13 protein-coding genes are annotated in these 12,715 nt (G+C 39.2%); all 13 read right to left on the bottom strand.

The window, feature by feature from the left end:
- Nucleotides 1–155: 155 nt before the first annotated feature.
- Nucleotides 156–476 carry a phage holin gene (locus ORH16_RS10690; protein ID WP_265458739.1) on the bottom strand — a complete coding sequence of 107 codons (321 nt, stop codon included), beginning with the start codon at nt 474–476 and terminating at the stop codon, nt 156–158.
- Nucleotides 463–723, bottom strand: coding sequence for a hypothetical protein (locus ORH16_RS10685; protein WP_265458738.1), 261 nt, complete (start codon nt 721–723; stop codon nt 463–465). The genes ORH16_RS10690 and ORH16_RS10685 overlap by 14 nt, the downstream gene beginning before the upstream one ends.
- A 20-nt stretch (nt 724–743) precedes the next feature.
- Nucleotides 744–3,068 (bottom strand): BppU family phage baseplate upper protein, encoded by a 2,325-nt coding sequence (locus ORH16_RS10680; RefSeq protein WP_265458736.1) that lies wholly within the window; start codon nt 3,066–3,068, stop codon nt 744–746.
- Between the two features lie 24 nt (nt 3,069–3,092).
- The gene (locus ORH16_RS10675; RefSeq protein WP_416207853.1) at nt 3,093–5,777 is read right to left on the bottom strand and encodes a phage tail tip lysozyme; all 2,685 of its coding nucleotides are present in this window, start codon (nt 5,775–5,777) and stop codon (nt 3,093–3,095) included.
- Complete coding sequence (locus tag ORH16_RS10670; RefSeq protein WP_265458734.1) at nt 5,774–6,490, bottom strand: phage tail protein; 717 nt, start codon at nt 6,488–6,490, stop codon at nt 5,774–5,776. The genes ORH16_RS10675 and ORH16_RS10670 overlap by 4 nt, the downstream gene beginning before the upstream one ends.
- 6 nt (nt 6,491–6,496) lie before the next feature.
- Entirely contained in the window at nt 6,497–8,734 is a 2,238-nt protein-coding gene (locus ORH16_RS10665) for a hypothetical protein (RefSeq protein WP_265458732.1), read from the bottom strand.
- A gap of 233 nt (nt 8,735–8,967) precedes the next feature.
- A complete protein-coding gene (locus ORH16_RS10660) occupies nt 8,968–9,363 on the bottom strand; it encodes a hypothetical protein (RefSeq protein WP_265458730.1) in 396 nt (131 codons plus the stop codon).
- Nucleotides 9,363–10,028, bottom strand: coding sequence for a phage tail protein (locus ORH16_RS10655; RefSeq protein WP_265458728.1), 666 nt, complete (start codon nt 10,026–10,028; stop codon nt 9,363–9,365). The genes ORH16_RS10660 and ORH16_RS10655 overlap by 1 nt, the downstream gene beginning before the upstream one ends.
- Before the next feature lie 11 nt (nt 10,029–10,039).
- The gene (locus ORH16_RS10650) at nt 10,040–10,414 is read right to left on the bottom strand and encodes a hypothetical protein (RefSeq protein WP_265458726.1); all 375 of its coding nucleotides are present in this window, start codon (nt 10,412–10,414) and stop codon (nt 10,040–10,042) included.
- The gene (locus ORH16_RS10645; RefSeq protein ID WP_265458724.1) at nt 10,404–10,739 is read right to left on the bottom strand and encodes a hypothetical protein; all 336 of its coding nucleotides are present in this window, start codon (nt 10,737–10,739) and stop codon (nt 10,404–10,406) included. Before ORH16_RS10645 ends, ORH16_RS10650 begins: the two co-directional genes overlap by 11 nt.
- The gene (locus tag ORH16_RS10640) at nt 10,729–11,055 is read right to left on the bottom strand and encodes a phage head closure protein (RefSeq protein ID WP_265458722.1); all 327 of its coding nucleotides are present in this window, start codon (nt 11,053–11,055) and stop codon (nt 10,729–10,731) included. The genes ORH16_RS10645 and ORH16_RS10640 overlap by 11 nt, the downstream gene beginning before the upstream one ends.
- Entirely contained in the window at nt 11,033–11,314 is a 282-nt protein-coding gene (locus tag ORH16_RS10635) for a head-tail connector protein (RefSeq protein WP_265458720.1), read from the bottom strand. Before ORH16_RS10635 ends, ORH16_RS10640 begins: the two co-directional genes overlap by 23 nt.
- 2 nt (nt 11,315–11,316) lie before the next feature.
- On the bottom strand, nt 11,317–12,705 hold the full coding sequence (locus tag ORH16_RS10630; RefSeq protein WP_265458718.1) for a phage major capsid protein: 1,389 nt from the start codon (nt 12,703–12,705) through the stop codon (nt 11,317–11,319).
- Nucleotides 12,706–12,715 lie beyond the last annotated feature (10 nt).

Genomic DNA, 12,715 nt, shown 5'->3' with positions numbered 1-12,715 from the left:
ATTTTCTTTGATGCCGACCTTGGACAACATCCAGTTAACTACATCATTCGCTGTTGCCATCGTCTAGCACCTCGTCTCCCGGTCTTGGACCATTGTCATTGGACATTGTAGCTGTTAGTTCTTCTTCAGGAACCGCTAATTGTTTGTCGTCCATATTATTCAAATCCTTTCCGTTCATCTTGCGGCTGAACGTTTTTTTCTTTTGGCGCTTCATACGTTAACGCCTGAACACTATCCCCTACCCCTTTAGTTGTTGGATCAGGAATTAAGTTAATGGCGTTTAAAACGGTCAAGCCAACCAAATAAGGATTAGAGATTGCCGATACAAACACTTCTCCTAGAGCTGACCAAGATGTAAGGTCAGTTACTTCTAATCCCATATAAACTAAAATCGGCACCAATAAGGCACCGATAAACCGAATGACAAACGTCAAATTATGTTTGTTAAAGCGAATCTTCCAATTAATTTTTTTCATTATCTTTCTTCTCCAATCCAGTAAACCATTCTAGTTTACTTACACGTTTTTCTAGTTTTCGATAATCTCTCCCGTGTCCCTCCATCTGATCCTTGAGTTCATTGACCGAGGTAGCCAATGTTTCAATAATGGATTTTAGTGGTTTAATGACAATCGCATTGAAAAGATACGAAAAGATGCCAAACAAAAGAGAGCCAGCGGTTAAGACACTCACTAGCTCTTGAATAGGAAATCCAAAAAATCTCATACTTCACCAACTTTCTAAAATTAATTCGTCGCAATTGTCCCACGTTGTAATACCAAATTGTCTAATGAAAAGGCTGTTTCTTGTGCAACAATGCTCGAAGCATTGCCTCGTTGAACCACCGCCAAATAGTAATTGCCAGAAGCTACTGAAAAGGGTCTGAGTGAATAAAATATTGGTTTATTGGTGATAAAGGAGTTGTTTTGAATGTCAATATCGTGTGAATACACAACTGAGAAAGATTCATTATACAAAACGACCGAAACATTCCCTACACCAGAACCCAACGTCCTCGGAAAAATACTTACCCCAATCACATATTCCACTCCTGAAGCGTAATATTCCTTATTTGTCATCATATACATTTGAGCAGGTGAGCTAGTTCCGTTTTGATACAGTCTTAAACGATATTTATTTTCATAGTAATCAAGTAATACTGAACCGTCCGCTGGAAAAATGGTGAATAACTCTTTGTCAAACGGATGCTTGAAATATTTGCTTAACTCATTTCCCGAACCTAAAACGATTTGGTCTCGCTTCTGACGATTGTTAATGACATATTTATTTCCAGTCACATTTTCAGCGTACAACTGTTTCAATACTTCAATATTCATCGAAACACTAAACTCATAATTCGTTTTAACGAAATGACAATCAGCGTAGTTGCCACCAAATTGTACTGATTGAGGCAAGTAGATGTAATTGATTAAGTAGAAACTATTGCTAGCTATCTGATCAGCGCTTCCGATAAATGTATTATTTCGAATAGAAGCAGATTGAAAATCATTAATACCTAAAGTTTGATTCATAAACTGAATGTACGGATAGTTATTATCTGTAGAACAAGCTTCAAAATAGTTATTTTCAATATTTAAGCTTCTTCCATCAATACCATAAAAGACTTGTCCTCCCATTCCTTCAATTAAACAATCTAGCACCCGAACGCTATGCGAATGCAGTGAACGTAAGAAATGCTCTCTATGCTCAACGATTGAGCCCGTAAATGAAATATCGTAGCCTGTATCAACATTTGCGAACCAGCCTTCACCGCCGACAATCGTACAACCCTGAACGTAAATCGTCTGGCCGTAATTAAATTGTGTATCTGTGCCGCCAGCATAAAACAGACAGTCAACATTGTAAAAATTGCATTGATTAAAATACATGCGAATCATGTAACCAGCATTAAAAATCGTTGTTTTTACACCCGCTTCTGATTCAAAGTGAATACCAGTAAATCTCAGATTACCGCCATTTCGAGAGGTTGAATTATGAAACAGAAAGCCCGGCGTAATTTTTTTGATAGTGCCACGGCCAACGATTTCAATAATAATGCGCTCATCTATGGATCGTTTAATATCAATGACGCCCTCAATACCACAATTCACATTGATGTTCAATTTGATATTATTTTGAATCGCAAAATCTAGTGCAATTTGAAATAGCATGTCATCAGAAGTCCCGTTTACACCAAATGCACCTAATAAAACCTCAGAATCAAAAATTGGAATCAGTTTTTGCGTATCAGAAAGCTTGATTTCTCCGTCTTTCGTCAATTCAAACGCTTTACCAGAATCAATCCATGTTTCGGTATTCATAATCTTTTTGACCTCGTAAGAATACAAACTGCCTCCGGAATCACCGACAGATTTAAAACCGTGCAAATAGATAATGCTGTCATTGGATGCAACATATTTTTGAGAAAGATAGTCCGCAACGCATTTATTTGCGTTGTCAGCTGCTACTCGATCTGCAACAGACTTGAATACCTGTCCATCTGCATTGGTTCTCGTATCAATCAACTCTCTTAATATAACCCCGCCGGGATCTACTGATTCAAGAATCTCTCTGTTCTGCTCAACAAATTCTTCCCAAGATGTTTTACCATCTGAAATATATTGATTAAATAAACGATACAGTTCTTTAAATGTGAACCAGTAATTCGAATCTTTAAATGGCACATCGTAAATACCTTTTTCAACTGTGTAAAAGAAAGAACGAGTAGAAAACTGCTCAATCCAAGTGCCAGTAGTATCCTCTTTTCTAAAACTTATATATGCTTCGTTTCGTCTTGCGAATTGCATTGCATTTGCACTAACGGTATAGTTTAGCGTGCCTGCATTGGCTTGATAATCCGTAATGATTTCTTCCGTTATTCCTTGCCCGGAAACTTCAACGGGAAGCAAACAAAAAAAAGGAGTTAAACCATCGAACGTTTTTACTTGATCGTCTTCTCCTATAACTTTAATTGCAAACACATGACCATTATCATCTGCTTGTCTTAACTTCAAATCTCCAACTAAATTAAAATGTTCGGTTGATAGAGTTAACGGATGGACTAGTGCCATAAATATTTCTCCCTCCTTTGTGATTTACGGTGGCGTTAAGCCTAAAAATGGCACTGGGTCAACATATGGGCCCCATGTGCCTGTTTGAATACTAAAATGTAAATGTGGTCCTGTGCTGTCACCGGTGCTGCCACATGTGCCAATTTGTTGGCCCTGAGAAACAACATCGCCAACCTGTTTCATTCTTGTTGTCAAATGGGCATAGCCGGTCATATAGCCATCGTCGTGTTGGACAATGATATATTCTCCAAAACCACCACTTGCGCTTGTCGGCATCGATTGAACAACAGTGCCGTCCTTGGATGCAAAAATAGGGTCACCAAGCGGTGCCCCAAAATCGATACCATTATGCATGGTTCCCCAACGAGGGCCGAACCAACTTGTAACTGGTGTTCCTTCCCGAACTGGCAAAGCATAGCCTCCTGTGCCTCCGGGTTGTTGTAGGTCTTTGAATTTCTCGTACCATTGTCTCGCCCATCCTTGACGTTCCGGATGGTCTGCAGCTGGTCGTTCAAAGTTTTTCTCAAAGGCATAGGCGGCAGTTTCCGGACTACCTACATTTTTAAATCCGTCTACTGAAGTTGGGTTCACGGCCTCAATCCATTGGCCGTTTGTCATCGCCCAATTGACCACTTTCATTTGAGTTGTCATTTCCCGATAATCTCCGCCAACACCAGAAGCGTTATGAAGACGTTGAAAATACTCACGACCGTTGTCAGTTGGTGGTGGGATAAGAGGATATCTTGAGCCATCCATTTGAATTGCGCCGTAAGCTGGTCCGCCATTTTGCTCAGTATCAGGATTCATACTTGAGCCAGCTTCGCCTTGAATGTTGCCGAGAATACCGGCTGCGGCTTCTTTTGAGTAGCCTAAATTTAGTAGTGTAATCCACGCTTGCCAAGCAAATTGGTCAGCTGAACTCGTTACGCCCTCTGGATATTGACCGTTCCAACCCCCACCCCCGCCGCCAGTTCCGCCGGGGGTAACTTTTTGACCGCCGATATAAAATTCGCCATCGAGGTCAATTCTTCCTTTTAGCTGTAAAAGAGGATTGGCGTTTGTGCTTGTTTCAGGTATCCGCAATACATATTGTCCTCCGGCTGTTGCGGTTGGATTCATTCCGATTGATAGAACATTTCCTTCTTGAACATTAAAACCGATTCCTGCGGCATCCGAAGAGAATATCGGATTTAAGTCACCAATTACTTTTCTATTTCCATTTTCGTCTTTCTCATTCAACATAAAAGCAAGACGACCAGCGTTAATTTGAATCAATTGAGTTGCCACTTCATTGAAGGTTTCAAACAACGAGCCAAATATTTCTACACCTTCAATACGTATTGCCCGCAAAATGCCTGTTGTAATAAAATCAGCAACAATAGCACCATCTTGGGTCATTGCTAATCCAAAAGGACCATCGACACCCGTTGAAGAATAACCAAGCCCGCCAAGGTTCCAACGCCATACTTTTTTTGCTGTTTTAGCGTCAGTAGTATCCATAATAAGAATTTCAGAAGGGGCTTTTTCGGGTCTTAAGAGGATATGTCCTTCCGTATTTCCGGTAATCCAACTAGATGCATTTCGAACAGCCTCAACAAGAATTTCAGTTCGGTTCTCAACTTTTCGCTTTAGAATTGCCGTTTCCGTATTGACTGTATTGGTATACATCGAAAGATCATTGCCCATGACTATTTGTTTGAATTTTCCTAAAGTTGGGTACCAAGCATATTCCACCATGCGTTCTTTAACGTCGATTCCTAATTTTTTCACACTACAATAGGCTACATCGCCGAAATGCAATCTTGAAAGCTGATTGTAGAGTTCGCCATACTCAAGTGTATGTTCCAAGCTCACCATCGATACTGTGTGGGTTACTTTAGCTTCATGAACTCTGTCAACATCAAACAAAGATTGCCCCCACTTAATTAGCTCATCTTCATCAACGATGTTGGAATTTTCTCGCTTTCCAATACGTCGATTGGCATCAGTCACACCCTCGACTTCCAAATATTTGTATGTGATAGGGTCTTTGTCTTCGTCATAGTCGTTTTCGGGTACTCCTCCAACCAGATATAAGCTGTTATATACATTATCTTCATTTATTTCTTCTTGAACAGATTCAAGATTTATCCCGATGTCAATCCTATATCCATTATCAGAGCCAATTTGACTCACTAACTTAAGATCATAATTATCCATATCTAATTCTGCTGCTGCGACCCCGACTAAATTCTGATTACCGTTGTTGCTACCAATAATAGCTTCAATCGGGTTCACTTGCTTTGCGGTGAATTGATGTACTGTTGAAACATTTGAAGAATAGTTAAAAGGCTGCTCAAAAGCAAGAGCAGCCTTTAGATTATTCATGATCATTGCGCCGGTGCCACTGGATGTGAAACTATAGTCAATAAAATTTCGGTTAGCCATATACCCAATGGCCCTGGCAGTGACCGAGTATGAGTTTAGATTTTTTACAATGTCATAAATCTCGAAATATTTCCATCTATAATCTTCGTCCAACGCTTTGATGAAGTAGCCTTTTTTTAGGTAGTCAACATCTTTTCCATCGACTTTGTAATTTCCATAGAAAGAGAATTTATTATTGATAATTCTATTTATTTCTGGATTGTCTAACCAGTCAATCAATGTAATTCCATTCGCATCCAAATTGGAGGGCATTTCTTCGTAAACATAAATAAATTCTGTCATAAGAAAAGGCTCCTTCTCTGGATAAAACCTTGTTTCATCGCTCCTGAAGTAATCAATTGATTATCCCCAGGTGAAATTTCAGGCCACTCACCGATAGAAAATAAATTTTTTGTTCCTTGTAAAATTTTCCCCAATTCAGTATCAATGGAAACTTTACCAGCTGATGCATTCAAGACTTTTAATGACCGATCGCCAATGGTCAAGGTAAAGTCTCCTCCTGTTGCCGCAATCTCCAAATAAGGACTGGCAACTTCATCGCCTGGATCTGTAAAATTCAAAATACCTTTATTAAATGGAATTGGTCGATCGTTTAATTTCCGTCTAAACGGCTGGCAACGGAAGGTAACTGAAAAAATATAGAATACTCCGATTTCGTTTTCAAATTCTTTTTCCTTTCCCATACTGCAAATGCAATCTCGGTATTTATCAGAATCGTTGTGGGTAACTAGTTGCCCTCGACCTCTTAGCCAATTTTTCACTTCCTGAAGCCGCTCGTAAGGGATTGTAATCTTAGGAATAGTCAAATCATATGCTGCATAGTCTCCGAAACTTTCATGTAACTCGCCGTTTCGACCAACTACTGATATTGCTTCAATTCTCTCTGCTGGTGAAATTTCGGGTATTTCACTCTCGATGATGCAATCCATGTCCATCGAAGCATCTATGTTTTTCCAAAAAAAGTTTGGTGTATCTGGATCCATTAAAATCGACATCTGGCATCACCCCCCTATATCGCCTAATGCATGACGACTCGCTTTTTCAATTTGTCGATTGACCCTAGTCAATTCAGAAGGATTATTAGCATGAAGTTCACCAATAGAAATATTTTGAATTACTTGACCTTGATTGGGGATACCGGCACCAATGCTAGCCAACGTTTCTTCGTTCAACGGGATTACTGCTTCCGGACCCGCTTCGCCAGCGCCTTGCAAAGAACCGTTTGAAGCTCCAAAAATTGTTGGTTTAGTAAAAATACCACCTTTTGCCCGCCAGTCTATATCTATAGTCGGGATCTTGCCTTTTAGGAGATCCCCGAATTCCCAACCCTTGGGCTTGATTCCAAAATGGGGTAGTTTAATTTTAGGCAGTTTCCACTCTATTTTAAATAATCCGGTTATTTTTTCAATAGCTTTACTTACCGTCTCTTTCGCTGCATCCATTGCTCCGGTAAATGCATTTTTTATACTATCTCTTATTTCATTCGCTTTAGTTTTCACTTGATCAAACTTTTCAGATATCCACGAGATTACACCACCGACTTTTTCATTAATCCAGTCCATGATTGTGCCCCAGTTTTTCACTGCAATAATTATAGCCGCAATCGCTAAAGCAATTGCTCCTAGTATCAAGAGTGGTACTGCCATTCCTGTTGATATTACAAGCCCGACAGTTGCAAAAAGCGGTAAAAGAAGACCCATCGCCGCAACAACTCCTAATATAATAACAATTGCTTCTTTTATCTCTGGGTTCAGCGAGCTGAACCACTGAGTAAATGATTGAATCGCAGGAATGATTGTCTGTAATGTCTCTAAGAACATTTTTAAAGCTTCTTGCCCTATTGCATTCATAAACTCATCTGTGACAGCCTGCATATTCCCCATCTGATTTTCGTAACCTTCTGATTCCCTGGTTGCTTGACCGGTAGCTCCTGCCATTTCCTGCATGTTTTGAATATACTCAAGACGTGTAGCTTGTTTAGTGGCTTCATCTAATTTTTGCCATTCTGCTGTCGTATTCACTACGCCTTTTTCGATTGCAAAAGTTGCCATTTGAGTATCGTTAGCAAAAACTCCTACCGATTCTCCAGCTTCGTAATTTCCTTTTAAGAATGAGGTCAAACTTGCGTTTGCACTTTCGAAACTTACATCATAAAACGCTGCAGCATCGGCACTAGCCCTAACCGCATCGTCTGCCATTGACAAAGCTTTCTGTGTGTCAACTCCAAGACCTTTAAACATTGATGTCATTTTTGTCAGTCCGGGAGTCAACCGGCTTGGAATCATATCAAACTCTTCTCCCATATCTTCGGCAATTTGCTTAGCTTGACTTCCCATTTCTCCGAATACTTGCTCAAACTGAGCTTGATTCGCTTGATAAGTAGCGGCTGTTTCAATGGAATTTGTACCAATTTCAATGATTTTTTGAGATATTTGTTCTAATTCTTGGGCAGCGTCCATCATTGCTTGAGACTTCACGACACTTGTTAGTTTTCCCAAACCTGTCTGAGCCTCATCGCTAGCAGACGATGTGTTTCTCATCTCGCCATTCAGATTGTTAAATGCAGTTTTAGCATCGTTTAATTCAGCTTCCATTTTGTTAGCTTCTACTGAATTTTCACCGAACTCTTTTTTTACAATTTTTAGTTGATCTTCTAAATTTTGAATTTGTTTTTCAACAATTTCTGATTGACGTCCAAACTTTTCTTGAGCGTTTGCGGCCTTTTCTGATTCAGACGCATTTTCGCCCAATTGTGATTCTAAAAGATCGAATTCACTGTTAAGTTTTTCCGTTTCTGATGCTAAAAGTTTTGATTCTTGTTGAAGTTCTGAAAGTTCTGATTGATTCTTTCGAGATTCTTCACCTTGTTCAGATAATTGTTGATTCACTTTATCTAATTGCTGCTCTAGTGAGGCTTCTGCTGCTTCAGAATCTTTTAGTTTGCCATACATATTGTTGAGTTGAGTTGTAGTTGTTTTTGTGCTTCCTTGCATCTTTTCAAACTCAGCACGAAGTTTCTCAGTTCTTTCTTTGCCAGCTTCTAATTGAGTTTGTAATTTTTTCTTTTCTGCTGCTAATTTATCTGTGGCTGAAGCATCTTCTCCCATCGCTTTGATGTGGGCACGATATTCTTTGGCAGCTGCATTCATGATACTGTTGATATCTTTAATTGTTTTTGCATACTGTACCTGTCCGCTTGTTTCGAAACTAAGAACTACAGCATTATCTCTTGTGGCCACTTTCGTACCCCCTTTCTAAACAAATGGTGTTTGATCTAAAGTATAGATAACTTTCTCTTTTTTTAGTGCTTGTGGTTGTGTATATTCCAAATGCTGAATGTAAAGTTTTAGCAACAAACAAGGCGTCGTTTTGAAAAAATCGGTGTAACTCAAATTTAGAAGAGCCATCGCAATATACAAATAAAAATCCCAGGAAATTTCAAAATCTTCCTGAGATTGTGGTGTAAATTTATTTAAGACTTTTTTGTTTCAATACCTTTGAGTCGCTCCATATCATTTTGTTGAAAATGTTGGCCATTAAATATGTTTAGAGCAGTCTGGAAAATTCCCTGTAAATCGTTAATTGGTATTGAGCCACTAATTTCTTCCGGAGTACATTTTGTGCCACCAGTGCGAATCATTGCGTAGATTAACGCATTCATCAAATGCAACTCTTTTTTTTGCAGTCGGACTTTCCCATCTTTCAACATTAAGTTCATATCTTTTTCGAAAACTTTATATGGTTTTCCGTATGCCTCTGTGACATAAGCAAATGATTCCATTGTAAACATCACGGGCAACCAAACCCCTTGAACTTCGATTTGATCACGATTAATATTCACATTTACTAAATCTTTTAACTCAGCCATTAGTTATCGCCACCTTTTTCAAGATTAGTTGGTGATCCAGTACCAGTAAGAGCAGCCAGTTGGGACTCATCGCAAATCACTTGTTTCAGAAAGTCCGAAACGGTTAATGCCGAAGCGGCATTCGTTGGGTCCCCATCATAAAAATCGGCAACTGTATTCTTGTTATAAAGAAGCGGCAAAGCTTCAATTACGTGTTGCTGATCCGGTATATCCATTTCTTCAGTCAAGGTTTTATACGTTTCATCCGCAGGTGCTAACTGACAGCGTGGATACCAGCGGGCCTTTCGAGTACCATCATTCATCGGGAAAATAACTCCGATGGCAAATTTTGGAAATTCTTTTGGGTTCGAGCTATTGAAAACAATACCTTTTGTCCTGGCATTATCCTTCATACGATCGTATATTTCCTGAGCAATTCCTGCCAAATCAAAGGTTAAAGTGTATTTAGTATTTCTTGAAATGCTAATAATAAGCTGATTACTAGCCCACTTTTCAAAAGTTGAATTTGTTCCAGCAATCCCTAAATTTGTAATATTTGTCTGACTGTATACATCATCCTCATATTCCGGTAATGCGGATAAAGTATCTTGTTTGTCTTTCATAAAACAAATAGCTAAATCTTCAATTCCCACTGGGTATTGAATGGGTGGTGTTTTTACTGCCATTGTATTCCCTCCTAAAAGATGTTTTTGATAACCTCATCGGCCATCATTTTTTCTAATTTTTCTTTTTCAGCATCAGCTGTTTTTCTTATAATATTTTTACCTGGCACCCTGCCACGCCCGTTGCGCTTTTTGTGCCCGTGTTCAACTAAGTACCAATACCATGCATCTTCACCAAAAATCAACAACACCCGGTCTTTCTCAATGACAACCTGTAATTCTGCTTCCATGTGTTTTTTGTCAATAGAAGACTTAGCGAGAAGAGGGCGTAAAACCGAGGCGAAATACTCAGCGGCATTTTTTCTAGCGCTAACAGTCACCGCTTTATTAACATTAGCAACAGTTTTCAGTTGTTTTAAAGCGTCTTCAAAGCCATTATTAAATTTCATTGAAAGTCCTCACATAGGTTACAAATTGTGTGACTTTTTTATCGTTTTCATCATATGGCCCACCAGAGAAAGGGGTATAAAGAATCTTATGTTCCTTCAACAAAGTTACTATAGGAATCAATTCTTTTTTTGTCCCCTCTGTAAGGTATGATAATTGATACCTGGGCTGTTCTGATAGCAACTGGTTGCCGGCGTATGCATGAGTTGCGTCGACATAATCATAAACAAAATAAGGATATTTAGTATTTTTACTAGATTCTGTTTGAAAGACCTTATAACCAGCCTCCTTCAGCAAATGAATTAGAACTGAAATATCATTCAACATAAGCCAAACTCAACTCCATTTCACGATCATCAACATTCGTATAGATACGAGTAATGTTATAAGCCACAGAATTAATTCTTACGGCACTTAGCTTTTCGGTGATAGAATTATCCAATCTAATCTTAATCCGTCTGACAACGTCAGTTTTAGCTTGTTGCGAAAGATATTTTTCTTGTGCAGTCACACCAATATCCTGATACCAGAGATCACGTTTTTCTTGGTATTCAGTAACCGGCCGATCATGAGCATCAACCGTTTCGGAGATATCCAGTAATTTAGCTTTCCACCTAAGTTTATTGGTCTGTCTCTTCGGCATTTTGAATCACCCCTTGTACAATAAATGGTGTAATAGCATTTAATGCTGCTTCCAACTCACCTTCAGCAACCCGATACTCATAACCAATACCAGCAACCAATAAAATCAAATATTCCTTTTTTCCACCAGTAGCAGTCCTTACGTAGTCCTTAGCCATCTCCAAATAGAAAGAGAGCATCGAATCATCCATCCCCTCTTCAAAATGAATATGTGCCTTGAACTTTTCTTCTAAAGATAGCTCTTTAGGTTCATCGGCCATGATTATTCACCGCCGCCTGCAGCTGCTCCGATTTCATAACGATAAACTGCTGGTTCAAATGGTGAGTAAATTAGTTGCCCATCTAACAAATTATAGATTTGAAAACCAATTTGATTCTTGCCGGAGAATTTTTCAACCAATTTTTGAATTTCCAAAGCTCCAATAACTTCTTGAATTTTGAATGCAGAGAAGTCGCCGAAGTAAATGACTGGCGTATCGACTTCGTCTTTCTTATCAGCAGCATCAGTCCAATCAACTGGATAACCAACCAAAGTATGGCCGATTCCACCTTCAGCTTGAGTGAATGGCCGTAATAACGGGAAACCATCAGTTGTTTTCATTTTTTCAACTGCAGTCAATGCAGCTCGATTAATAATGAACCGACCTTTTTTCATCACTTCAGATACAGGAATATTTTTCAATTCAATCAAAGCATCATAGAGTTTTTGACCAGCATCTGCAGCAGTCAAGTCCACCGCTACTGAAGGTGTAAACGACACCGCTTTTTTAGCCAAAGCTCCCGGATTTTCATTTCCTGCGTCATCACCATTAAACATGTAGTTGATTTCTTTACGCACATAGGCTTTCTTCAATTCTTCAACTACAATATCTTCAACAGGAACACCTGACATTTTCAATAGCTTTTTAGTTACAGTTGCCAACGCATCGAATTCTGCTGGATCTAAAGTGATTTCATCAAATTCAATATCCGTTTCAGGAATATCTGATGTCCGTTCTTTCTTGTTAACATTGGCCGTTGCTTTTTTGACTAGGAACGGATATTTAACATCTCCAGCTGTCCGTTTCACTACCCCGTACTTACGTAACAAGTTTTCTTCTTGTGCGTACGTAATGACTTCAGAGGCAATTACTTCTGGAACTGTAACAGATCCATTACCAGTAACGATGCCTAATGTGCACGCTTCATGTTCAGAAATATTCCCGACAATGAAATCAGCAAATGCTTTGCGCTGTTGTTGTTCTTTTTGTTTTTTGCTCAAAGCGTTACGTCCTTCCATCCCTTTTTTAATATTACCTAGCAAGCCATCGCGTTGTTGCTGAGTAATCATCCCAGACCGATTTTGCGTTGCATCGGGTTCTGGATCTGTGTCTGGTTCTGGGTCTGCAGCTGGTTCCGGATCTACTGAATCAGGATCATCACCATCTTCAGCTGAACGTCCTTCCCCATCATCTGGGTCTGCAGCCGGTTTATCTGTATCTCCGGTCAATTCATCCTTAATGTCTTTTAATTCATCAATTAAGGTATCAATTTCGTTTTGGACTGACTCAAGATCAGTTTCACGAACTTCGCCCGATTCTACCTTTCCACGTAATTCTGTTAAACGTTGTTCATGACGAGCTTGTAATTTTTTTAGTAATTTTTTGTTCATGTTGCTGCCT

Source organism: Enterococcus sp. HY326 (genome assembly GCF_026157065.1).
Taxonomy (GTDB): Bacteria; Bacillota; Bacilli; order Lactobacillales; family Enterococcaceae; genus HY326.
Note: the sequence above shows the minus strand (reverse complement) of the source record. Positions and strands in the feature narration are given on the sequence as shown.